Below are 24,983 nucleotides of genomic sequence, written 5' to 3' on the forward strand. Positions count from 1 at the left end.
GGCAATTTGTGGAGTATGGAAAGATACTGGGTTTGGTCGGTGCTGCTATCGCCACTGGTGCCGATTTTCCACAGACCTACAATATCCATAAAATAAAATCAACAAAAGACAGCTCGGTAATCACTTGTGTCTTGTTGCTTGAAGGCAGAATCATGTGGACCGCCTTCAGGATTTTTGGGACAGAAATTCCTGAGACGTTCGTTAACGAATATATGCTAAGATTTCCACCGTTATTCTAATACCGAAATGCACTTTGAAAAACAACGTAATGATTGATACAAAAAAATAGGTATGCGTGCAGATCTTGCTTTAAAATGAATGAATTGTATAAATATTTTACATTATTATATAAATATCATTGCCATATAAACCAATAGTTTTACGTTAACGTTGTTTTAAAACCATAAATACTTCGAAGAGCTATGCAGGCTAAAAACAAAAATAATTGAGTACGAAAATTATCAGTCAAGAAAAAATAAAATTGGAAGAGATAACTGAAGCTATTTATCAGTGGATTAAATGCAATTCGCTTTTTTTATAGCAGGGAAATTGAAAGCAGATCATAGTAGCATCGCATTGATTTTAATAATACAATACGTTTTAAAAAATAGTAAAAGACAATGGAAATAATAGAGATTAAGGTGATGCGAGGGGCCAATTACTGGTCTGGGAACAGGGAAAAACTTATTGTCATGAAACTTGACATTGGAGATTGGGAGCAACGGCCAACTAACACAATTAATGGTTTTGGTGGAGCGTTGGAACGTCTAATGCCATCTTTGAAAAGTCACCGATGCTCACAAGGAGTTGAAGGCGGGTTTCTTGAGCATGTACGAATAGGCACTTGGCTGGGCCACGTGATAGAACACATTGCCCTTGAATTGCAAAGCCTTGCGGGCATGGAATGTGGTTTCGGACGAACGCGTTCTACTAATGTAAAGGGTATTTATCACGTTGTATTTTCGTATAGTACTGAAAGAGCTGGGAAATATGCTGCCAAAGCTGCAGTTGATTTAGTGGAGAATCTGCTGATCGGATTAGATTATAATTTGGATGTTGCTATACAAGAGTTGCAACGCCTGTACAATAGCGAAAAATTGGGTCCTAGTACGTTTGCCATTGTAAAAGAAGCGCAAAGTAGAAACATTCCTTACACCAGACTAAACAATGATTCTTTATTAATGCTGGGACAAGGACGCAGTCAAAAAATTATCCGTGCATCTGTTGCATCAACTACAAGCAGCATCGCCGTTGATTTGGCTTCTGATAAAGATGCTACCCGCAACTTATTATCCCGGTCGTACATTCCTGTACCTAAAGGTATGCTAATCGACGATATAAATGAACTGGAAGAAGCTGTAAAAAATATTGGATTTCCGCTAGTAACCAAGCCTGTAAATGGCAATCACGGCCGAGGAATTACTACTCAAATAACAACTTTAGACCAAGCACGAAAGGGGTTTTATGCTGCTCAAAAAATTTCCGAAGACGTAATAATCGAGCGTTTTATACCAGGTAATGACTATCGTTTTCTAGTTATCAATTACAAACTGGCAGCGGTAGCCAAACGAACACCGGCTTTAGTGACGGGCAATGGTAGGAGCACTATTGAAGAACTGATTCATGAAACTAATAGTGATCCAAAAAGAGGAGAAGGTCATCAAAAAGTACTTACCAAAATATCAATTGACGCGGCAACATTATCCATTTTAGCGGCAAAGGAACTTAGATTGGATTCGGTTTTATCTATTGGAGAAATTTTATTTTTAAAAGATACTGCCAACCTAAGCTCGGGCGGAACAGCAACAGATGTAACGGATATGGTGCATCCGCAGAATATTTTCATGGCAGAACGTATTGCGCGTCTGATGAATTTAGACATCTGTGGTATCGATATCATGGCAGAAGATGTTGCTGGTTCCATCACCCAAGAAAATGGAGCTGTGATTGAAGTAAATGCTGGTCCCGGTTTGAGAATGCATCTTTCTCCTACCGAAGGTACACCCAGAAACGTGGTTGCCCCTTTGGTAGATATGCTCTTCCCTAATAATGCCAGCGGGCGTATTCCGGTAGTTGCCGTAACCGGTACCAATGGCAAAACTACGGTTACTCGATTGATTGCCCATTTGGCTCAAGCAGCCGGCCATCATACAGGATATACGACAACGGATGGAATCTATATCGATGGAACTACAATTCGTTTAGGAGATTGCAGCGGACCCGGCGGTTCAGCTACCGTGCTTCGTGACCCACTTGTTGATTTTGCCGTGCTCGAATGTGCCAGAGGCGGAATACTCAGGGCCGGCTTAGGGTTTGATAAATGCAACATCAGCGTGGTAACCAATGTTACGGAGGATCATTTGGGCTTAAACGACATTGACACCATAGAACAATTGGCAAGGGTCAAAGCAGTGGTTCCGCGAAGCACTTTTGATACCGGAACTGCAATTCTAAATGCGGATGACGATTTGGTTTATCAAATGAAAGATACGCTTACTTGTTCTATCGCATTATTCAGCATGGATGCCAATAATGCACGGATAAAAAAACATTGTAGTGAAGGCGGATTAGCGGCTTTTGTTGAAGATAATTATTTTATCCTCAGAAAAGGGGAATGGAAAACGAAAATAGCAGCCGTAAATCAAGTGCCTCTTACCTTTTCCGGTACCTGTGAGTTTATGATTAAAAATATTTTACCGGCTTTATTAGCAGCTTCAATAAGTAATTTTCCAGTCGAAACAACTGCGGCTGCGCTTCAATCTTTTATCCCCTCGCCAGAATTGACACCTGGAAGAATGAATATTTTCGAATTTAAAAATTTCCGATTGATGATTGACTATGTTCATAATACGGATGGCTACATTCAGATGAAGAAATTCATGGAACAAGTTGATGCAATAAAAAAAACAGGAATTATTTCAGCTACCGGCGACCGTCGGGTAGAAGATATAAAAAATATTGGCCGTTATGCTGCGCTAATGTTTGATGAGATAATAATAAGACACGGAGATAACAGAGGCAGAACTGAAGAAGAACTAAGCAGGTTGCTTTCTGAAGGTATTCGTGAAATTAATAGCAATGTAAAAGTAACTATCGTCTCTAATGAAATAGAATCTATCCAATATGCTATCGATCATGCGCAAAGAGGAGAATTTATTTTTGTGTGTGTTGATGACATTCAAAATACGATTGCTTATGTGGAACAACAAATAGAAAAAGAAAATACAGCATGATTTAGTTCTGCAATCCGAATAAGAGTAGTAGCGTATCGCATGCTAGCGAGTGCAACTGGGAGTACAAGTAAATCAACAGCAACTTTTGCGTCTGCGCCATCAAGTGCTAGTGATGCAAATACATTTGTGCTGTTGTTTAGCTTTAAAATAGATTGCTTTAAATCGTTGTCAAAAATGAAAAGCGCATTCCAAAATATTTTTAAATAATTGATCAACTTTGTAAAAAAAATAAAATACTATTATAATTTTTATTACTGCCTTTTTTATGTAGCGCGCAAGAATACAGCGATCTATTTTCCATCAATTGAGGGAAATCGTAAAAAGAAACTTTCGAAAATTCATCGATTAACACCATAACCACGTTTCAAACCAATCTTATTTTACCCATTGTTTTAAATGAAAAATATATTTTTGTTACCAATGTAAATTTCAGCAGCTACAACTTACAATTATTTACTGATTCTGATAACAATCACTTATACTCCACGAATTTAAGAGCGGGTTAAAGTATCAACCATTCCGACATTGGAGTGGAGTCTACCTTTTTTCTCCCAAAAGTGGCATCTGTTCATGTCAATCTCAGCAATGAAGTTATTTACTTGGGCGAATTGACTTTATTAAGATATAAAAGAAACAAAAAATTTGGCTGTGGTTTGGGGCTTTACGGCAGTAGTGAAGCTTACGGCATCTCCATAGTTCCCATTGTTGTTTTCTATTATCGTAGTCCCAATAAACGTTTTGAAATAAATTTCTTTATGCCAAATGAAGCTGATATCAATTATAGTTTGACTGATAAAAACAAGTGTAGACGTGGATTTTCTGGATCATGGAAACAGTTACAAACTGAATACCGATGGCGTTCGTGCTAATTATGTCGAAAATAATTCGATCGATTTACAACGAAGCGTCCTGGACAAAAAAATATTTTTGCGACTAATAATGGGATACTTTTTAAATTAGTTTAATGTGTATCCAATAGATCAAAAACTTGATTTACAAATTCTGGCATTAAAATTTAGGGGATAACCGAACCTAAGTATTAAAAAAATAAATCAAATACACTTCTTTTGAAGTTGGAAGCTATTTATCGTTTTGATTTGGGTAACGTTAAAAAATAAGTCGACAAACAGATGAAGCGCAAAAAAAAGCTGTAGCGTAGCAATTATTAAATTAGTTTTAGTATTGATTAGCAAGAGAAAAAAAAAGATTTTAGAGCTAGGTGACAAATTAATCGTTGCTAATCTTTGACAAATCTTTTTTTTGAAAAATAGTAATACAGCATAATAAAACATTGAATATTAGTTATACGTTTACTATTTTAAAATACCGAAATACGTTTTGTAAAATTTGAGAAGGCTTACTTTTTTATAGAAAATCAAAATTACATGAGCCCAAGGATGCGGTAATTTAATTCTTTTTATGTTTACATCTGCGCAGATCGAAGTGCATTTATGGTTGAGAACCTTACTGCATTCAGTACTATTTCATTGCCATAAAGGAGACTCAAATGAATAATTCATAAAATAAAATTTACTTTTTCTGTTGGTTGCCGCTCAACTCTCGTTGCTTAAAATGACAAAATCATTACAAATTAATGATGCAATGTTTAACTTTTTACACTTAAATTTAATTACCCGAAATGGTTATAAAAATATGTTTTCAGGCACAAAAAAAAAATGAATTACACCTGCTGGGTTGTCTAGCAGAAAAATGTAATGCCTATTTCTTTACTGTAATTTACCTGTTGATCCGCTAAACATAAGCTTCTTTTTCCGAAAGAGCAGTACTATTTTCGGGTTGTTTGATGGGTAATGAAAAATAAAAAGAAGATCCTTTACCTTCTTCACTTTCAACCCATATTTCACCATTATTTTTTTCTAAAAATCCTTTCACCAATAATAGACCGATTCCTGCTCCTTTATTTTCTTCAACCGCTTTAGAAAGTGATTTTACTTGTGGGGCAAAGAGCGTATCCATTATTTCTTTTGACATGCCCTTCCCTGAATCTTTGATAGCTACAATCATCAGGTCATCACTTTGCCTGGCTGATAACGTAATTTGGCCTCCCTTATGCGAATGTTTAATCGCATTTGAAACTATGTTTTGCAGAATAGAAAGCAGCATTTTCTCATCGGCAAACACACTACAATTTTCTTCTATTTCATTGAGAAGATTTATGGTATTGATCGCTGCAGTTTCTTTTAAAGATTCAAAAACTTTTTTCACGCAGTTTATAAGTTCCATATCAGTAGGTTTAAACGCTTCGGAAGCATACTTAATCCTTGCCCATTCTACTAGATAGTCCAACATGTTCATTTCATTTATAACTGCAGTATGAAATTCTTTTAGCAAATCTTTTGCAAAAGTGGGATCTATTGTATCGAAATTTGATCTTAAATAATCAGCACCCTGAATAATACCTGCAAGTGGGCTTCTTAAATCGTGAGATAAAATCGCAAGTACATTTTCCTTATGTGTGTTAAGTTCTTCAAGTTCTTTTGCATTTTTTTTTAGTGCGTCCTCCGACACTTTTTTGGCGGTAATGTCGCGTAATATTTTTACATATCCGATAACTTTATTAGCTATGTCCTTTAATGGAAATACTAATCCATCTGCATAAAATGTTTTCCCGTCCTTACATACATGCCACCTCACATCTACAGATCTTCCATTTTTTAAAGCAAGATCAATTTCATCTTGTGGAATTCCTTTCTCTTTATCTTCTTTCGTAAAAATGGTCTCAAATGGCTTTCCTATAATTTCATCTGTTTCATATTGAAATATATTTGTTGCTCCTGAATTCCAGCTATTTATATTTAAATCTATATCAACCGTAAAAATGGAATAGTCCTGTAAACTATCAATTATTTGGCTGTAAAATTCTGCAGTAGGAACGTATTGCTCTTTAAGATCTTTCGAAGTTTTTGATGTAGACATTTCTTTGGATTTATAAAATAGGGTATGTATATTGTAGGTGCAAATTTCTTTTTTTCATCGCTGAACGTGTTGTATAATTCTATTTATTTTTTATATAATTCACTACTTTTTGTAGTTGGACATGCTAACTTAGTAATCACAGAAAGCTAAGAATCAATCTTAATGTACAAAAGTAAGTACAGTTTAAAACCACAAAACTCTAATAGTAATAGAAATTGAACAACCAATACAGTAACAACAATACTAATTTGCCGTCTTATACTAAACAGTGATTCAACACTTTAAACTTGGTGATTAATTTTGAGCAGAAATCAAAGAATCCAATGAAAAAACTTAATACAGGAGAATTTTACGGAACCCATTACCAAAAAACTGCTTTTGAAGATATCATTATCACCGATACTGAATATACCCACAGTAAAGTAGATTGGCATTATCACGAAAATCCCTATTTTACCTATTTACTTCAGGGAAAGCTCTTGGAATCGAACAAAAAAGAATCTTATTATTTAGAACCCGGAAGTTTGTTGTTTCACAATTGGCAAGATGCTCATTACAACATAAAACCACCTGAATATACAAGAGGATTTCATATTGAACTCAATGAAAATTGGTTTTTGAATAATGATATTCAAATACTAGATTTTGAAGGTAGCATCCATATCAAAAATCCATTGACTAAAAACTTAATGAATAAAGTGTTTATTGAATCTAAAATTAATGATGACTATTCTAATTTGGCAATAGAGTCGTTACTTATTGATATTTTTAGTACCATAAAAGAAAATAAGAAAATAAGTACTGCTAAACCCGATTGGGTTAATAAACTTCAAGAGCTTTTATTGGAAGAACAAATTGATTACTCTTTAAATACTTTAAGTTCCATCTTAGGAATTCATCCGATTCATTTATCCAGAGAATTTAATAGATATTTTGGAACAAATCTGGGTAATTATATTAGACTATTAAAAGTCAATAAAGCTTTTTGTTTAATCGCTTCCAATACAATTTCGATGACTAAAATCTGTTATCAATGCGGATTTTACGACCAAAGTCATTTTATTTCTAGTTTCAAACGATTTTATAATACTACACCAACAAAATTAATTAGAAAAATAGGATGATGTTAATTTTATACAATTTTGAGAAGATTCGAAATCTCATCTTTGCTACTCATCATAAATCGATCAAAAAAATGAAACTTCAAAAAATCAAAATCGCATTACTGCTTCTCTTTTCATTTGCTGTTAAAGCTCAAAATATGGCAGATTACACAGACAATTGGGAAGGGAAAATAGAAAATTCCAAAATATTTAGCCTAAAAGTAGCAATTGAAAATGCAGGATTAGAAAATGCAGTCTTCAAAATTTATAGCTCTAAAGAAAGCCTTGATTTTCCCTTTAATGGAAAAAATAGTAATTTTATAAAAATACCTTTTGGTGATAATTCATTTTTTGAAGGAGTTCTTTCTAAAAATCAAAACGAGATTAATGGTTTTATTAAATCTGGATTGCTGTTTTATCATGTAAAACTATTGAAATCCAAAAATACTTCCTTTACAGGATTTTGGAATATTTTGATGGTAGATGAATTAAAATCAAACGACTTCTATTTAAGTGTAGAAAATGGTTCAAATGACAATTTTGAGGCATATCCAATTTTGGGAGACAATCGATTTACAGGTACATGGTGCTATAATTTTAAAAAAGAAAATGATTTTATATCCTTTTCTGATTTTAAGACCGGATTACAATTTAAAGGAAAATTAGAATCAGATAATATTCAATTAGAAATATATCTTGAAAATCTTTTAATTACGGAAATAGCGCTGAAAAAATCTACAATAGATTGGAAGATTGGAGGTTTTAAATCAGATAATAAACGATCAATTCTAGAACTAAGCCAATTAGAAAACCTCATTTCTAAAGATTCATTACCCAATACCCATTCTGTTTTAATTTCCAGAAATGGCAAATTAATTTATGAAAATTATTTTGATGGTTACACCGAGAATGTTCCACACGATTTGCGTTCAGCATCCAAAAGTATTTCATCGGCTATTGTTGGAATTGCAGAAGATAAGGCATTGTTTAAAAGTGTGGAGCAATCTATATTTGATTTTTTGCCAATAAATTATCAGGTTTTAAAAGACAGTCTGAAATCTAAAATTGATATTCAAAGTCTATTGACTATGAGTTCAGGATTAGATGCTATTGATTATGGAAGTAATGCAAATCTGAAATCTCCAGCAGTTGAAGATAACTATCAAAAGTCAAAGGATTGGATAGCAACAATATTGAATACTCCAATGATCAACAATCCAAACAGAACAGCTAATTATGGTTCGGCAAATCCTTATTTGCTTGGAGTTGCAATGGATTCAGTTATTTCGGAGCCTTTAGAATTATTTATAGACGGGAATCTATTTCAAAAATTAGCCATTTCAAATTACGTTATGTTTACTGATTTTAAAGGAAAACCCTATTTTGGAGGAGGAATGTACCTGAATTCCAGGGATATGTTGAAATTTGGTGAACTCTATCTGAACAATGGAAGATGGAAATCAAATCGTATTCTGTCTAAAAAGTGGATAATGGATTCCTTTAAAAATTATCGTGTTTTAGAAAACACTAAAGACAAAAATGGCTACGGTTATTTATGGTGGCACAATACCTATCACGTTAACGGAAGAGGTGTAGAATCTATTGAAGCAAGAGGCGCTGGCGGCCAATATATTTTTGTTATCCCAAGTTTAAAAAGCGTGATTGTTATAACCTCAGGAAATTATAGAAATGGAAAAACACAACAGCCAGAAATAATTTTTGAGAACTACATTTTGCCTTATCTTAAAAATTAAAAAATAATAATTTACCATTATCATTTTAATACATGTAATTTACAGCATCAACAAGGTTTTTATTTGCAGCGTCATTTATTGCATTAGTACAATCAATAGTTTTTTATAGCTAATGATTTAGACCCATTAGGAATAGACACAAATTATTCTTTTTTATTCTCAAGCTCCACCTTGAATTTACCCCAATAAGGATTGTCCGCCATTAGCGAGTGTCCAATTACTAAAATATAATCTCCTTTTTGCTTGAGTGGGATTTTTAAATCCATTCCAAAGGGGCCATCTGAGGAATTATCGGGAAAAATAATTTGGTTGAAACGGATGTTTCCTTGACCTGTAGTTGGAACAATCCTTGCTTGCAACGCGCCTAAATCTTCATTTTTAAATTTGATGTATACTCTTGAATGAATAGAATCTAAGGAACCTTCCCCTGTAAAGGAGCCTTTTTTATTTCTAAAATTCATGTGAATGGTGTCGCCAATTTGTTTGTTCTCTTCTTTCTTTTTCTTTTTTACAATTGGATATGGGGCAGCATCAGCAGCATTCTCCTTTTCTTTTTGATGACAAGAAAAAAAGAAAATTGATATTAAGAGCATCAAAAAAATTTTCATAACAGTATTTTTTAATAATGTGTTTCAAATTTAGTTCTTTTTGGCGGTCTTTTTTATAAAACAGCAATTGAATTCATGTAGTATCTAGGTATAAATTTTATCTTTTTTTTCTGGTTGTTTTTCTCGAAAATAAGTTTCTTAAAATCGCTCCTTTAGCTTTCTTTTATAATCACAATTATTCCTTTATATCAGGAATTATGTATTGATTTTGTAGCAGAGTAGGGGGTGTATAATACTTACTTTAATACATAATATAAATTTTTAAAAATAAGTTTTTGATCTGTTTAATGCAATTTATTATTCTCATTTGTTTGAAATTCTTATTCAGATTTTAGTAGTATCAATATAGTAAAATCCCATAGCAAACTTTCGGACGGTTTTAAACTTTTGTCTGGTCTTCACTTTAAAGCGTCAGACGCTCCATTAATTTTGTAAATGTAAAAAGTAAATATTCTGAAAAAAATGATGAGATTTAGAAATCATGATATTGTAGCAGTCTGCGGCTTATTTTACAATAATCTCTGATATAATAGAAATTGATTCAAGCAAAAGCGCCCCGAAAAGAGTCCGACGAAGTACGGTGAGATTTCGGGGCGACGGCCCTTAATCTGTGGTTGAAATTTTCAGCAATAAATCCGTTAATAGTGATGCCTCTATAGTGGCTGGTATCACGCTGCTGTATAAAATCTGTTCATCTAATGGCGTTATCAGGTAGCACCTCTATGAATGCAGTCTTTTGAAGGTTTTGGAAGAACTATAAAATCATTCCTTACTGTGGAATCATATGGATAAGGTGGTACAGAAGTGGGAGCCTAACTCTAACGGCACCAATACTATCGTTTTTTGCGGTAGTCATCAGTAATCCAAAATAATCATCTCGGTCAATTTTATTGTATTTACAGACTACTTGTTTGTTAGAGCCTTCCGGTAGCATGTTGAAAAAAAATGGAAATAGGAATTTTGAATGAAATTCTTGCGTGGTTTTAGGCAAAGTAAGACTTATGTCTGGTTTAGTACTGTCAGCCATCCAAGAATCATGATACTGAAATGTAAAAGAACCATCATAGTGTTGGGTTAGCACACCAGCTTCTTCATTCTTGTATACTATTTTTGCCTTTCTCATTCGTTACGGGATAGTTTTTTAACATTTAGATTAACTTCCATGCCAAGGACATCCGCTAACTTTGATAAAGTAAGTAGAGTAGGATTTCCTTTTCCGCTTTCAAACTGTTTTAGGGTTCTTAAGCCAACGCCAGATAATTCTGCAAAGCTCTTGCGTTACCTGCAGTACTTCTCTACGTTCTTTTATTGTTTTTATTAACTCTTCAAAGTGCATTATACGGCTCTTTTTTATGTATATATAAACTATATTTTATTAAATTCAATAAAAAGAGCATTAAAATGCACTATTCGATGTTTTTTACTCTACAGACAGCTTTTGTTTGTAACTAAGTGCATTATGATGCACTATTAAATAATATTAAAATGATTCTCTTAAAGTAAAGTATCAGCATAAAATCAATTTTAAATACAGTATTATACTGATAAGTAGTCGTATAGGTAAATTTAAAAAATTAAACTTGTTTCAAGCAGTTAGATGCTTGAAGCATTTAAAACCCATGGCTTTTACGTTTAAATCTTAAAAATGCTACTATAAATAAACGCAAGCGTATTTCATTTTTTTAACACAAGGTGCAACAACCCCGGATCACCTAACAAACGTTCGATTTTAGATTGCATGATTTCTTGAACATCCTGTTTTACCTGCAGGTAATTACGCTGAACCATTGCAGTATCAATCTTTCTAATAATGGCAATATCTTTATAATGATCTTCCTCTTTTTTTAGCCCTTCGTGGTCGTTGATAATTTCACAATGAAACGTTTTTAATTCAATTTTGCAGTTAGGATCATCGGCAACCATGCCTACAAATTCACCGGAACTTAAAGAGGAAATTTTAGAAGGAGGGACGGCCGACTCTAATTGTTTGGAACAGCTGATCGAGGTGCCAGACTATTTATCGATAGGCTTTCTTGGTCTTGCATCATTTTTCCAAATCGTTCTGATCACTGTTTGGTCTTGCCACCATTTATATTGGTAAAAATTTAGTGAGAGTTGCAAAGGAAAATTTTTTAATGAATGGTGAATTTGAAAGAGTTTTAAACAGAGGTACTGTGTATGTTTTTTATAAATAAGGATGCTTGTGTTTTTTGCAAGGATTCCTTTTCAATTAAATAACGGACATAATTATTTGGTCAATTTCAACATAGTGTTTAATAAAAGAATTAAGATATTGTAATAATTATTTTTCAGTACTTTTGAATCAAATCTAAAAGATGAATCAAATTCAAGATAACAATACTATGATTTATATGTTTCTAGGTATTATTTTAATCCTCATAGTAGTACTTTGCTATCTTGTATATCTTTTGATCAAATTAGGAAAGAGCAAAAAGAAGGTTGAAGAAAAGTTTCATTTTCTTGAAATGAAAGTAAATAATTTGCAGTTGGAAACCTTAGAATCAAAACTCAATCCGCACCTCTTCAAAAATATTCTCAATTCAATTCAGTCACACGCCTACCAAACGTATTTTGCTTTGGATAAATTGGCGAATGTGCTGGATTACATTTTATATGAAAGTCAAAAAAAGTTTGTTTCTCCAAAAGAAGAAATTGAATTTGCACTGAATCTCATTGAAATAAATAAAATTAAACTAAGTCCGCTTTTTGAATTGAAAGTAAAAACTAAAATCAACGAAGACGAAATGCTCTATGAACAAAGGCTCCTTGCTCCTTTGATTTCAATAGATTTAATAGAAAATGCTTTTAAGCATGCTGATTTACAAAGTGCCGACGCCTTTATTTCGGTGCTATTTGAATTCAAAGAGAATTGTTTTTATTTGACGGTTTCGAACAAAATATCAGATAAAAAAATACTAAAGAAAGAACGTAGCGGCATAGGAGCAGCTACATTAGAGCAACGTTTGAAAATTATCTATAAAAATCAATTCAAACTGGATAAATTTGTCGAAAATGACGTATATATTGCGCACTTAAAAATCAATCTACTTGAATACAAAACTCAAATGCTTGCTACTGGACGATGAATTACCAGGCTTGACGTACCTGAAAATGCTTTGTGAGCAAATTCCGGAATTAGAAATCGTAAAAGCATTCAATAATCCGCAAAAATTACTGGCTGAACTCTCGGAGCTCGATTTTGACTTGTGTATTTCAGATATCGAAATGCCCGGCATAGACGGTTTGACTCTTGCGGGTCTACTACAGCATAAATTAATCATTTTTACTACAGCATATAGAGATTACGCTGCCGAGGCATTTAATATAAACGCCATCGATTACATTACAAAACCAGTTACAAAAGAGCGTCTGCAAAAAGCTGTTGCAAAGGCTTTGGAACGATTTAATATTGCTATACCTACTAAAAAATTTATTCATTTAAATACCGGTAAAGGGAGGGCCTTACTGTATTTTCATCAGATTCAATATATCAAAACTGCCATGACAGACAGTAGAGATAAAGAAGTATTTCTGGTTGATGGTACTTCTATGATTTTGAAAAATATTAATTTCGATACCCTTTTAAGCCAGCTTCCTCATACTGATTTTTGTAGGGTGAATAAAAAAGAAATCATCGCAATAACAGCGGTAAAGTTTTTCAACCACAATGAAATCACACTCAGTCATCAGGAAAAGGATGGGAAATTCACGATATTAATTTTGAGCGAAACCTATCGCTCTGATTTTTTGATAAAAGTGAAAATCTAACTTATTACAAAGTTTTCCCATCTTGTTACATTCGACGAAAATTAGCGTGTGTTTCTCTTTATTTCTAAAAAATCACTTCCCATATTTGCATCGTACAGCAATGATAATTTAAAAAAGGGTACATGAGAAGTATTAAAAATTCATTTTTTTATTTGATAATTATAGGGGTCTCTTCAGCTTTAATGTATTGGATTATTCTGAAGGGGAAAATGTTGGAAGTAGGACAAAATATTGTCTCTCACCAAAAAGAGAACGGACATTGGAATGATTTTATAACGGCGATGAGTCACAATTTGCAACATCCTTTAGCCATTCTTCTGGCGCAAATTGTTACCATTATTCTAGTTGCAAGATTTTTTGGGTGGGTTTGCAGAAGAATTGGACAACCTACCGTAATTGGAGAGATGATAGCTGGAATTGTTTTAGGTCCTTCTTTGATCGGGATGTATTTTCCTGAATTTTCAACAATGTTGTTCCCAAAAGATTCCTTAGGTAATCTGCAGTTTTTAAGCCAAATAGGGTTAATCTTTTTTATGTTCGTTATTGGAATGGAACTCGATTTGAAAGTGCTTAAAAATAAAGCGCACGATGCTGTGGTTATTAGTCATGCCAGTATAATAATCCCCTTTACCTTAGGTTTAGGGCTTGCTTATTTTATATACCATTCTTTTGCGCCTCCTGGGGTTGAATTTCTTTCTTTTGGATTGTTTCTGGGAATTGCGATGAGCATCACTGCTTTTCCGGTTTTGGCTGGGATAGTCAGGGAACGCGGAATTCATAAAACAAAATTAGGGGCAATTGTAATTACCTGCGCCGCTGCTGATGATATAACGGCTTGGTGTATTTTGGCAGCAGTAATTGCCATTGTAAAAGCTGGTTCATTCACCAGTTCCCTGTATGTTATGGCATTGGCAGTATTTTATGTAATGCTGATGCTAAAATTGGTTCGGCCTTTCCTAAAAAGAGTTGGGGATTTAAATGCTACAAAAGAAAGTCTGAACAAACCGGTTGTCGCTATTTTCTTTTTGACATTGTTATTATCTTCTTATGTAGCTGAATTAATTGGGATTCATGCTTTATTTGGCGCATTTTTGGCAGGAGCAATTATGCCCGAAAATAATAAATTCCGTTCCATTTTTATCGAAAAGGTTGAAGATGTTTCTGTAGTAATTTTGCTTCCTTTATTTTTTGTTTTTACAGGCTTAAGAACTCAAATAGGATTGATTGACGATCCTAATTTATGGAAAATTACTGGTTTGATTATTTTAGTTGCCGTTGTGGGTAAGTTTTTTGGTAGCGCACTTGCAGCAAAGTTCGTAGGACATAATTGGAAAGACAGTCTTTCCATTGGAACACTGATGAATACAAGGGGTTTGATGGAATTGGTGGTGCTGAATATTGGATACGATTTAGGGGTTTTGTCCACCGAAATTTTCACCATGATGGTTATTATGGCATTGGCGACAACCTTTATGACGGGTCCGGCTTTGGATTTAATCAATTATATTTTCAAAACCAAAGACAGTATTGTACCGGAAGAAATTAGCAATAAAAGTAAGTATAAGGTGCTGATTTCTTTTTCTACTCCCGAAAAAGGAAAAACATTATTGAAAGTTGCCAATAGTTTTGTCAAAAAACAAAGCGGGAATACGGTGGTTACTGCAATGCATTTATCATTAAGTTCAGAGATGCATTTCTTTGGTATTAAAGATTACGAAAGAGAAACATTTTTGCCAATTATTTCCGAATCGGAAAATTTGAATCAAAAAATATTAACCCTTTTTAAAGCCTCAAATGATATTGATTCTGACATCACGGATACAGCTAACCACGGGGAATATGATTTGTTGCTCGTAGGTTTGGGACAATCTATTTTCGAAGGTACCTTGCTGGGGAAAGTCCTTGGTTTCACAACCAGAATTATTAATCCGGATCGCTTGATTGATAAATTCACCGGAAAAGAAGGGTTGTTTGAAAATTCTCCTTTTGATGAAAGAACCAGACAAATTATCGCCAAAAGTAAAATGCCTGTTGGAATTCTAGTCGATAAAAAATTGGAGGAAATCAATCGGGTTTTTATCCCTATTTTCAGTGATGAGGATGCTTTTTTGATCGAATTTGCCCAAAAATTGATTCATAATAATGGTTCTCAAATTACAGTTTTGGATGTCATTGGACAAAAGCGAAACAATAGGGAGATCCAAGAAGTTGTGCGCTCTATAGAACAAATAGCGCCAAACCACATTATGATGATGCAGGAAAGAACAATTAAAAAAGAGTTTTTAGAAAATCAGGATTTGATGATTATCAGTTTAGGCAGTTGGAAAAAACTGATCGATTCTCAAAGTATATGGCTCAACAATACACCGTCGGTCTTGATTATTAAGCCATAGAATCACAATTAAAAATAGTAGATACCTTTAGTATATAACTTCCTGCAAGAGTACTAAAGCTATAAAATTTCCTTTTCCAAAGAAAGTGACTTTAAAATATTTATTGTGACAGCTAATGCAGCAGTATTTTTGCCTTCTTGACGGAAGTTGCACTATGCTTTTGTACGTATTTTTCTGTCTATGTAAAACATTATTTTAGGCAATTCTATTCTTTGGAAAAGTTACTTCTTTAACATCAAATAAGTCAGACTGGGATCACCTAACAAACGTTCCATTTCAGACTGCATGATTTCTAGAACATCCTGTTTTACCTGCAGGTAATTACGCTGAACCATTGCAGTATCAATCTTTCTAATAATGGCAATATCTTTATAATGATTTTCTTCTTTTTTTAGCGCATCATGGTTAATGACAATTTCACAATGAAACGTTTTTAATTCAATTTTACAATCGGGATCATCGGAAACCATGCCTACAAATTCACCAGAACTTAAAGAGGAAATTTTAGAAGGAGGGACGGCCGACTCTAATTGTTTGGAACGGCTGATGGAGGTGCCACACTATTTATCAATAGCGATTCTCTGTCCTGCATAATTTTTCCAAAACGCGCTGACAATTGCTTGGCGGTGTCACCAGTAACTTGACCGCTGACGATGTTTCCGGTGATGTTCATAATCACATCGGCTTGCTCGCGACCGTAATCTTTACGAAGTTGACTAAAGTCTTGGATCCCCAAACAAGTGGCTACCTTATTGCTTCGTGCAGTGGCAATCAGACTATCCATAGTGTTGAGATAAATAGTCGGAAATTCGTCGAAGACCAGTCTGCTTTTCAGCTTCCCTTTTTGATTCACCAGTTTACTAAGCGAGAGACATATAAGGACAATACGGCACCATAAATTTGTATTTTCTGAGGGGTATTGCCCATGCAGACAATCTTTGGTTCAGCCGGATTATTAATGTCTAATGTAAAGTCATTTCCGGATAGTACATAATACAACTGGGGAGAAGAAAGTCGGGCCATCGCAATCTTAGCGGAAGCAATTTGCCCCTCCAGTTGTTCCATGGCATCATTGAGATACGCAGGGTATAGTGGATGCGAAAGGTATTTTTTAGAAACCGGGAATTGGGTACTGTATTTTGCAATAGCCGAAATGGTTGCGTCTTTCAGCCTGTTGTCGTATTCAAGTCCAAGATAACTGGTAGTGGCAAAATGGAATAGTGCTGTGCCGTTGATTTGAAGAGTGCGTCCAGTAAGGATTTTATCTTCAGCATAGAGATCGATCGTGCCTTCATTTTTTGCCATTGTTAACATTTCATCGACTGTATCAATAAAATGATTGTGCTTGATTTTCGCCATGAGTATTCCATTTTAAATTAGGGATTTATACCTTTTTGAATCTGTTGAGGGGTTTTCAAAAGGTAAAGTTCTGATTTTAAAACAGTAGAATGGAAGGGACTTTGTAAATAATCCCGATTTGATAAGTAATACTCCCGAATTGCTATGTGTATAATAACAATGATTGATTACTATTACATTATCTCTTTTTTGGGTAACTAATCGCAGAAAAGGAATCGCTAATTTGCCAGATTGTAATAAAAGATCAGAGGCTATGGAGGACCATTTTGAAAACGAATTTGCCCTATTCTGGATCAGTGGGAACATACTTTTTTTTGAGTATAAACCAGGTGTGGTAATTAATTTAGCGGCAGCGCAGCGTATTGTAGCGGATAGAATGCAAATGCAAAAGGAGAAAGTATATCCCGTTTTGTGTGATGTTAGAGGCATTGCCGATTCTGATAAAGCAGCCAGGGATTATTTGGCGCAATATGGCTCTGTTCTGACGAAAGCCGTCAGTATATTGGCAAACCAAACGATATCGATTGTAATGATTTCATTTTATCTTAAAATAAGTAAACCTCAAGTGCCAACCAAGGTGTTTAGTGACAAAGCTAAAGCACTGGAATTTTTGAAAGCATTTGTCTAGGAATATAATTTTTAACAATTTAAATACTATAGGATATGGATCAGAAAATCGACCAACAGCGAATAGAGATTATCTACGAAATGCTTCTGGAAATGGCAGAAGGGAATTTTGCATACCGCATACCAAGGACAGGGAAGGATGATGAACTGGAGGGATTGGCCATATTGGTCAATTGGACGGCAGAAGAAATGAATGGGTCGCTATTCCATGTGGGTTTAACCAACCCTCACCTTAGCTATCAGTATATAGCTCAAAGTTCATTCATAGTAGACAATAAATTCATCATAAAGGATTTTACTGAAAATGTAGCGGACCTTTTAGGATGTACCTCCCATGAACTTCTGAAATTGGATTTTATGGAACTTTTGGTAAAAGAATCGGTTCCCTTGTTGGAAACGATACGGCCTGAAATATTGCAAAATGAATCCTTTCAAACGAGTATTGCGCTGGAGCTCGCTTCTTTCAAAAAATTAGTTATTCCGGTAAATTGTACTATTTCAAGGTTATACGGAACTACTGAGGTAGTAATTAGTTTTATTGCTGCTATTGCGGATGACAACATGAAAAATTTGATGACAGCAAAGAAAATTCTAACGGCTGAAGAACAGAAAACGCACAACTTTTTAGATGTAAAATCCACACAAGCGGTTTACGATTACATATTGGCCAATATGGATTCAGCGATGCCAACATTAAAAGTACTCTCCCGCATTTTTGGTACCAATGAATACAAATTAAAGAACGGTTTTAAGCATGTCTTTAAGACCACAATACAACAATTTTATAATAGTGAAAGACTCAAGCGGGCACTGCTTCTGATACAGCATACCGAAATCCCATTAAAAACGATTGCTATTATGGCAGGCTTTTCTACGTATCCAAATTTTTCAAGAGCTTTCAAAATTAAGTATGGGTATTCTCCATCCGACCTTCAAAGACAAACGCCAAAGATCTGGACACCAGCTCTCAAATAGCAGTAGGAATGTCCATGAAATAAACGGAGGACTTTCATCAATCAAAAAATCCTGATTTGATATTTCACTATCCTGATTTGATAATACTTATGTTATTCTGTTTTTAGAATTTTACATAACTAATAACAATCACTTCAGGAAATGAAAGCTACGCAACACATAAAAAGGATTAGTATTGAAACGGTTTGCATGGTGTATGTTCTGTTGTTTGTCTATGCAGCTATTAGCAAACTACTAGATTTCGAAAACTTTCAAGTGCAGTTGGGACAATCGCCACTGCTAAGTGCCTTTGCGAGTTGGGTTTCATGGGGTGTCCCAATCATAGAAATTTTTATAGCCTTGACACTGCTAATTCCAAGATATCGGGTAATAGGGCTATTTGCAGCTTTTAGCCTAATGGTAATGTTTACTAGTTATATCATTATTATTTTAAATTTCAGCTCTTTTGTTCCCTGTTCCTGTGGGGGTATTTTGGATAAGTTGGGTTGGACTGAACATCTAGTTTTTAATAGTGCGTTTGTCTTAATAGCACTAATAGGCATTCTGCTGTTAACATCTACCATATTAGCCGACAATACAAGAAAACGCAACAGCATTTTTATTACAGTTCCAGCCTTATTGGTTACTAGTATTGCTGTTGTAGTTTTACTTTTTGTATTATCGGAAGATATTATTCATCATCGTAACAATTTTATTCGCCGTTTTCCTCATTATCCCGCAACTGAAATACGACAAAAGGATCTTAAATACAATTCTTACTATTTTGCAGGAACCAATCCGGGAAAAATATATCTGGGTAATTATACAACACCATTCCAAATTACAGTAGCGGACACTCTTTTAAAAACAATTAACAAGCATAATATTCAGCTTGATCGAGTCGATTTTTCTTTTCATAGTGCCGAAATACGTGTGCTTGATTCCTCTTTCTACCTATTTGATGGAACCGTTCCCTGTATTTATAGAGGAAAAACAGCAAATTGGAAAGCAAAATTACAAGCACCTATAGCAATTAGATATACACTGGCAGAACCAGTAGATACTAACACAGTTGTTTTCCGTGCTTTTGCACCTAAAACTGGAGAAAATATCTTAGGACTATTTAAACTTGCAACAGAAAATACTACAGATTTTAAACCGAAACTTTTAGAAAAACAGATTGATGGGATATTTGATACAGATGGTATGCTTAAATATGACAAAGTAAATCGTAGTGTCGTCTACCTATACAAGTACAGGAATCAGTTTATTTCAACTGACCAAAATCTTTCAGTTGTTAGTCGAGGTAAAACTATTGATACATTTAGCATAGCAAAAATTCAAGTAAAATACTTGCCTGCTTCCAAACAACGAAAAATGTCTACTCCTCCTTTTGTAGTTAATAAAACAATAGCTGTTCACAATAATCTGCTGTATGTGGCATCTGCTTTACCTGGGAAATTTGAAGCAATAGAGCTATGGGACGCGGCAACTATAATTGATGTTTATGACCTTTCAAACAATAGCTATCTTTTCAGTTTTCCTATTTACAATGTAAAGAAAGAAAAAATGAAAAGCTTTATCGTTCAAGGCAATCTACTGTTCGCTATCGTAGGCACACATTTGGTACTTTACAAGTTGAACCCCCTCTTTAAAAGCAATCTCAAAAAATAAAGACAGGAGTTATATCTGTCTAAAATTATACTGCGCAGTATCAGGGATAAGATCGAAAACCTGTTAACAGAGTAGATCATCAATTTTTAATTCTATAATTATGAAAACAGAAATTTCAAAAATGATTTTGCCTATGGCAGTCATTGCAGTTGCCGTAGCTGGCGCATTCAGTTCAAATGCTATGAATAAAAATTCAAAAGTATTTGCTCCAAAGCAAGGTTACACACATACCAGTCCTTCATCGGCTTGTAATATTTCTAACACGTGTTCCGATATCGGTACAGACTTTTGTACTGTAGGAGTGGAAGAGGTAAGATTGTGGGGTAAAACTAATCCAGAGGCTACAACTTGTAACGTTCCACTTTACAAGCAATAGGTAAAAGGGAACAGTTCTAATCCTTGGAAATACCCGATGGCAATGCGGTTTCTTATAAATAGAAACCGCATTGCTTTTTTTAGGAATTAACATCGGTTTATTTTCAATTAATTGGCAACTTTATATCGGCTAGCCCCTCCTTCTTTAAATAAGTGTCAAACCACCTTTCAATCTGTTGAGTTAAATGCTGTTGATTCATCCGCTCCGCTAATGCATGCCCTTCATTTGGATAGAGTAACATCGTGCATGGCTTTTGCAGTCTCCTTAACGCCATGTAAAAATGCACAGTTTGTAAGTAATGTATTTGTGGATCGGTGTCTCCTGACCAAGACAAAAGGGGCGTAGTCACATTTGCAGCATCAAGCACGGGTGAATTATCAAAATAGCCCTGTTTGTTTTGAAATAAGGAGGTTCCCATTCGGAACTGCTGTAGTTCAAAACGAAAGTAATTCGCTTTGCCTGTTGCACCGTTAATATGCAAATAAAAACTAGTGAAATCAGATATGCCGGCCCCTGATACAGCCCCTGCAAATCTATTACTATGCGTAATGATGAAATTAGTCTCGTATCCACCAAAAGAATGACCGATAAGGCCTATATGGTCAGATGAAATAGACGCTTTCAAAAGCGCCGCATCGGTGGCTGCCAAAACGCAATCCAGTGCCGATTGTCCGGGCTGACCTTCTTGGTAAACGATATCTGGATACAGTACAAAATAGCCCTGAGCCGTTAAATTACGGACATTAAATCCTACTCTATTATGTAGAGAAGGATTTACATACCAGTGTAATTCTTGCGACTGTTTCTCATAAATATGAACTACCATTGGGTATTTTTTTTGCGGATCATAACCCGCAGGATAAAATAGTACCCCTTGCAAAGGGATGCCTGAACTGTTAGTATAGGCGATATTTTTCGCGGTACTCCACAAATATTTTTGTTGTTGGCTATTGCTTTGATGAACAAGAGTCGGTCGTGCCCGAGCATCTGATTTAAAAACCAGTGCAGGGGAGTGCTCAAAAGTTTCTTCGCAATAGACATAGGCGTTTCCTTTTTTGGAACTTATCAAATAACTAATTTGCTTTTCTTCGAATGCGATTGATTGTAAACCGGTATTACGCTGCCACAGAGAGTAACCACTGGCTCTGAAATCGGTACTATGGACCTGCAAAAAAAGTTTTTCATCCAAATTGAAACAGGCACTGGTCAAACCGCTGTAATTGTAAGCACTGCGTTGTGCTTGCTCTTGCAGCGCTATTCTATAAACAAGATTGTTTTCCTTGCCACTAGTTAAACGAATGGCTTTACTCCCATCGGGAGTAATTTTCCAAAGATCAAATTGGTCATATACCAGCAATGATTCGTCGTTTGCACTCCAGCCTACAAGTCCAAAAGGTTCAGCATCTTCTTGCACAACATAAGGGTGCTCTGAAAATACAGACCTGTTTTGGGTAATATTAATATGCTTGGCTTGGGCAATATTGTATACCCACCAGTTTCCATCCTTAAAATAACTAAAATAGCCACCACCAGGGGAGGCAAGTATAGGATAATCTAAACTAGGATGCTTTTTCAGGAAAAGCTGCTTTTTACCTGTATCCAGATTAAGTATCCACGAAGTTACATCACCATTGTCTTTGAATTGGGGGTGGTAGGCTCCATCATCAAATAAAAGGGCTACTTTTTTATTACCATTGAGCATCATTGTCGATAGTATAGTATCGGTTATTTGTATATAGCGATTGCTTTTTGGCCACCATAGTCCGTAAAAAGAGGTGTTTGTAATTTGCTTTCTTTCAGGATACAGCAGACGATCGGTAGTTTTCCAAACCATAGCAGTATCCGTTGCTGTTACAGCTGGATCGTTTTTACAGATTTTCATAAATACTCTTTCTCCATCATCCGATAAAACCACCGGAGGTAAATCAGTGGACAATTGCATTGCTTTAGGAAAGGTTACATGGCTGGAATTAAAAGACACTAATTTCTTTAGTGCAATACTATAGTGATAAAGTGTTGTTTTTAAGGGATTAGCTAAAGAAACGCTATAAAAACTCACAGCTTTACTATTTTTGCTCCACGCTATTTTTTCAAAGTTTTCTTCGAGGCGCTGTGCCATTTTTGATTGCGGGAATTGCTCCTGCATAAATACTAATTCCGCAACAGATCCTTTCGCACTTTTTGTGATAATGCCCAGCATAGTCTGGTCGGTACTCCAAGCATAAGAAAGCACGCTATCGAAGCTTTTAAGTACTTGCCCATTATTTTTACAAATCACTATCTTTTGCTGTTTTTCGTCACGGATGCTAAGAATAAGATAATGGTTATCAGTGGTAAAAAGGAAGTCCGTAACATTGTCAAATTTAGTTAGCTGACTCGTTTTTAAATCGACCAGTTCCAGAGTATTTGCAGCAGGAAAATAGGCGAAAAAATCATCTTTGCTAAATTTTCCATTTTTACCCTTCGGAAAAATATGGGTCTTTAAATTCCGGGTATTGCGCACAAATAAGGTGTCTTGATGCGATTCATAATTTACGCTATAGCTCACCCATTGGCCTTTATCTGAAAGCTGTTGTGACACCAGTTTTCCCCACAACTGGTAATCAGCAGCAGTCAACGGCTTTTTCTCATTTGTCTGTCCTATGGAGAGGTTGGAAACCAAAAATAATAATAATACAATCATTCGACAGCAATACCGGTAAATGACCATCAACGTATATCTTTTTTTATTTCTCATAATATCTTTTATTAGTAGCCTGTGTTTTGGGGGGCAAGATTTGGGTTCAGCAGTATTTCGGTTTCTGGAATAGGAAGCAATGCATCGGTCGAGTTCCAACCAATTTTACTTCCCAGAACTTCACTGAGTTTTTCATATCGTTTTAAATCAAAAAAACGATGTCCGTGTTCGGTGAATAATTCTATGCGTCTCTCTTTTAAAATAGCATCTAAAATCTGCTGTTGTGAAGTAGCCTGGGTCGAATCGAGCCCCGCTCGATTTCGAATCACATTCAAATCTTCTTTCGCACCAATAAGGTCTCCAGCCCGTGCTCGTGCTTCGGCTCGAATGAGGTACTGTTCTTCAATTCGAAAAATTACGGAATACTCCGAGGATACAGCGGTACTATTATTTTCCTTGTATTTATTAGCATGATACCAACTTGTTGTGCCATCAGATACTGCCTTGGTCCAGTAATTTTTGCGCTGGTCCATTGGCTCAAAATCGGCCATAAGTGCATCACTTAAAGCCGTAAAAGGGGGTGGTCCTGCAGTAAATATAAAGAGGCCACCCTCTTCTGTGCTATTGCCATAATAGGCAGGCGAAAATTGCCATATTGTGCTGCGACTGCTATTCAAAAAAACAGAATTAAGATTGTCTTCAATAGCATAATCCGTGGTATTGTTAAGGACAGCGGAAGTGGCATTGGATGCCTCTGACCATAATCCGGCATACAAGTAGGTTCTTGCCAGTAAAGCCTGAGCTGCATAGCGATTGGGTCTGACTCGCTCTCCAGTTGTGTCTTCTTGGGGAAGCAACGGAACAGCACGATTTAAGTCAGTAATTATCGATTCGTATACATCGGCTACAGCCATGCGACTTACAGCTCTATTTTGCCTATAATCTGTTGAGGTGATATAGGGAATATTTCCATATAAATTGACCAAATAGAAATGAACTAGAGCCCTTACAAAAAGGGCTTCTCCAGTCAGCCGTTGCCCTATTTCATTTGGTAAGTCACTGGAGACAGCAACGCCCTCTATTAACGCATTAGTAGTATAGATAACATGGTAACTGTTAGTCCACAATCCGGCAACAGCATCGTTGGATGCCAACAGACTGTTGGTGTAAAATCCAAAGGTTGAATTTTCAGTATCGCCATAAAAAGTGAGCTCGTCTGCATAATGCCCCAACTGATTCGACAATCCAAGGGGGGATCCAGTTAATAGTGTCGAACTACGCAATTGCGCATAAATAGCGACCATAGCTGCGTTAGCAGTAGCTGGACTTTCGAATAGGTCACCAGCGGCAAGCTGTGACGATGGTAGTTCAGTTTCTACAAAATTTTCGCAAGCTATAAGTGACAAGAATAAGGCCATAGAAAATACTAATGTAAGAGAACGCATCTGTTTTTCAGGTACCCTAATAAGAAGACTTTTTTTAGTAAATAGATTTTTCAT

The 24,983-nt window shown here is 35.3% G+C and carries 21 protein-coding genes and 1 pseudogene; 12 read left to right on the forward strand and 10 right to left on the reverse strand.

Going from position 1 to position 24,983, the window contains the following annotated elements:
- Window positions 1-8: 8 nt before the first annotated feature.
- The 3 genes from BMX64_RS15990 to BMX64_RS15560 all read left to right on the forward strand — a co-directional run bounded on the left by BMX64_RS15990 (window position 9) and on the right by BMX64_RS15560 (window position 4,102).
- The gene (locus tag BMX64_RS15990; protein WP_091168873.1) at window positions 9-239 is read left to right on the forward strand and encodes a PQ-loop domain-containing transporter; all 231 of its coding nucleotides are present in this window, start codon (window positions 9-11) and stop codon (window positions 237-239) included.
- 381 nt (window positions 240-620) lie between these two features.
- The gene (gene cphA, locus BMX64_RS06740; RefSeq protein ID WP_091168877.1) at window positions 621-3,233 is read left to right on the forward strand and encodes a cyanophycin synthetase; all 2,613 of its coding nucleotides are present in this window, start codon (window positions 621-623) and stop codon (window positions 3,231-3,233) included.
- Window positions 3,234-3,790: 557 nt separating this feature from the next.
- Window positions 3,791-4,102 carry a hypothetical protein gene (locus BMX64_RS15560; RefSeq protein WP_143056060.1) on the forward strand — a complete coding sequence of 104 codons (312 nt, stop codon included), beginning with the start codon at window positions 3,791-3,793 and terminating at the stop codon, window positions 4,100-4,102.
- 883 nt (window positions 4,103-4,985) lie between these two features.
- Here BMX64_RS15560 and BMX64_RS06745 read toward each other — a convergent pair.
- Window positions 4,986-6,170 (reverse strand): PAS domain-containing sensor histidine kinase, encoded by a 1,185-nt coding sequence (locus BMX64_RS06745; protein ID WP_091168881.1) that lies wholly within the window; start codon window positions 6,168-6,170, stop codon window positions 4,986-4,988.
- 323 nt (window positions 6,171-6,493) lie between these two features.
- Here BMX64_RS06745 and BMX64_RS06750 point away from each other — a divergent pair, with 323 nt between their 5' ends.
- Together BMX64_RS06750 and BMX64_RS06755 are read left to right on the forward strand one after the other, a co-directional pair.
- Entirely contained in the window at window positions 6,494-7,294 is an 801-nt protein-coding gene (locus BMX64_RS06750) for an AraC family transcriptional regulator (protein WP_091168884.1), read from the forward strand.
- 71 nt (window positions 7,295-7,365) lie between these two features.
- Window positions 7,366-9,027, forward strand: coding sequence for a serine hydrolase domain-containing protein (locus tag BMX64_RS06755; RefSeq protein ID WP_167543031.1), 1,662 nt, complete (start codon window positions 7,366-7,368; stop codon window positions 9,025-9,027).
- A gap of 143 nt (window positions 9,028-9,170) precedes the next feature.
- Here BMX64_RS06755 and BMX64_RS06760 read toward each other — a convergent pair whose 3' ends face one another.
- The 4 genes and pseudogenes from BMX64_RS06760 to BMX64_RS15940 all read right to left on the reverse strand — a co-directional run bounded on the left by BMX64_RS06760 (window position 9,171) and on the right by BMX64_RS15940 (window position 11,558).
- Window positions 9,171-9,635: a hypothetical protein gene (locus BMX64_RS06760; protein ID WP_091168891.1), complete on the reverse strand. Its 465-nt coding sequence runs from the start codon at window positions 9,633-9,635 to the stop codon at window positions 9,171-9,173.
- Window positions 9,636-10,404: 769 nt separating this feature from the next.
- Window positions 10,405-10,758: a HipA N-terminal domain-containing protein gene (locus BMX64_RS06765; protein ID WP_091168893.1), complete on the reverse strand. Its 354-nt coding sequence runs from the start codon at window positions 10,756-10,758 to the stop codon at window positions 10,405-10,407.
- Window positions 10,755-10,856: pseudogene (locus tag BMX64_RS15995) on the reverse strand (transcriptional regulator); the annotation flags it as partial. The pseudogene BMX64_RS15995 and the gene BMX64_RS06765, both read right to left, overlap by 4 nt.
- A gap of 453 nt (window positions 10,857-11,309) precedes the next feature.
- Complete coding sequence (locus BMX64_RS15940) at window positions 11,310-11,558, reverse strand: hypothetical protein (RefSeq protein WP_317614709.1); 249 nt, start codon at window positions 11,556-11,558, stop codon at window positions 11,310-11,312.
- 422 nt (window positions 11,559-11,980) lie between these two features.
- Here BMX64_RS15940 and BMX64_RS06780 point away from each other — a divergent pair, with 422 nt between their 5' ends.
- The 3 genes from BMX64_RS06780 to BMX64_RS06790 all read left to right on the forward strand — a co-directional run bounded on the left by BMX64_RS06780 (window position 11,981) and on the right by BMX64_RS06790 (window position 15,817).
- On the forward strand, window positions 11,981-12,742 hold the full coding sequence (locus BMX64_RS06780; RefSeq protein WP_396180371.1) for a sensor histidine kinase: 762 nt from the start codon (window positions 11,981-11,983) through the stop codon (window positions 12,740-12,742).
- Window positions 12,705-13,424: a LytR/AlgR family response regulator transcription factor gene (locus BMX64_RS06785; protein WP_091168897.1), complete on the forward strand. Its 720-nt coding sequence runs from the start codon at window positions 12,705-12,707 to the stop codon at window positions 13,422-13,424. Before BMX64_RS06780 ends, BMX64_RS06785 begins: the two co-directional genes overlap by 38 nt.
- Window positions 13,425-13,546: 122 nt before the next feature.
- Window positions 13,547-15,817, forward strand: a complete 2,271-nt coding sequence (locus BMX64_RS06790) for a cation:proton antiporter (protein ID WP_091168900.1) — start codon at window positions 13,547-13,549, stop codon at window positions 15,815-15,817.
- 221 nt (window positions 15,818-16,038) lie between these two features.
- Here BMX64_RS06790 and BMX64_RS15945 read toward each other — a convergent pair whose 3' ends face one another.
- The 3 genes from BMX64_RS15945 to BMX64_RS15955 are packed head-to-tail and all read right to left on the reverse strand — an operon-like array spanning window position 16,039 to window position 17,176.
- Entirely contained in the window at window positions 16,039-16,287 is a 249-nt protein-coding gene (locus tag BMX64_RS15945; protein WP_317614710.1) for a hypothetical protein, read from the reverse strand.
- 56 nt (window positions 16,288-16,343) lie between these two features.
- Window positions 16,344-16,670 carry a TraM recognition domain-containing protein gene (locus BMX64_RS15950; protein WP_317614711.1) on the reverse strand — a complete coding sequence of 109 codons (327 nt, stop codon included), beginning with the start codon at window positions 16,668-16,670 and terminating at the stop codon, window positions 16,344-16,346.
- The gene (locus tag BMX64_RS15955) at window positions 16,667-17,176 is read right to left on the reverse strand and encodes a PLP-dependent aminotransferase family protein (RefSeq protein WP_317614712.1); all 510 of its coding nucleotides are present in this window, start codon (window positions 17,174-17,176) and stop codon (window positions 16,667-16,669) included. Before BMX64_RS15955 ends, BMX64_RS15950 begins: the two co-directional genes overlap by 4 nt.
- 163 nt (window positions 17,177-17,339) lie before the next feature.
- On the opposite strand from BMX64_RS15955, the gene BMX64_RS06800 reads away from it, so the two are divergent.
- The 4 genes from BMX64_RS06800 to BMX64_RS06815 all read left to right on the forward strand — a co-directional run bounded on the left by BMX64_RS06800 (window position 17,340) and on the right by BMX64_RS06815 (window position 20,807).
- A complete protein-coding gene (locus BMX64_RS06800; protein ID WP_244273254.1) occupies window positions 17,340-17,804 on the forward strand; it encodes a DUF7793 family protein in 465 nt (154 codons plus the stop codon).
- A gap of 35 nt (window positions 17,805-17,839) precedes the next feature.
- Window positions 17,840-18,778 carry a helix-turn-helix domain-containing protein gene (locus BMX64_RS06805; protein ID WP_091168907.1) on the forward strand — a complete coding sequence of 313 codons (939 nt, stop codon included), beginning with the start codon at window positions 17,840-17,842 and terminating at the stop codon, window positions 18,776-18,778.
- A 141-nt stretch (window positions 18,779-18,919) separates the two neighbouring features.
- Entirely contained in the window at window positions 18,920-20,431 is a 1,512-nt protein-coding gene (locus tag BMX64_RS06810) for a MauE/DoxX family redox-associated membrane protein (protein ID WP_091168911.1), read from the forward strand.
- A 100-nt stretch (window positions 20,432-20,531) separates the two neighbouring features.
- Complete coding sequence (locus BMX64_RS06815) at window positions 20,532-20,807, forward strand: DUF6520 family protein (protein ID WP_091168915.1); 276 nt, start codon at window positions 20,532-20,534, stop codon at window positions 20,805-20,807.
- 103 nt (window positions 20,808-20,910) lie between these two features.
- On the opposite strand, the gene BMX64_RS06820 is transcribed toward BMX64_RS06815, so the two are convergent.
- Window positions 20,911-23,544: a S9 family peptidase gene (locus BMX64_RS06820; protein WP_091168918.1), complete on the reverse strand. Its 2,634-nt coding sequence runs from the start codon at window positions 23,542-23,544 to the stop codon at window positions 20,911-20,913.
- 11 nt (window positions 23,545-23,555) lie between these two features.
- Window positions 23,556-24,983, reverse strand: a complete 1,428-nt coding sequence (locus tag BMX64_RS06825) for a RagB/SusD family nutrient uptake outer membrane protein (RefSeq protein WP_244273256.1) — start codon at window positions 24,981-24,983, stop codon at window positions 23,556-23,558.

The sequence above is a fragment of the Flavobacterium sinopsychrotolerans genome (assembly GCF_900110375.1).
GTDB lineage: Bacteria > Bacteroidota > Bacteroidia > Flavobacteriales > Flavobacteriaceae > Flavobacterium > Flavobacterium sinopsychrotolerans.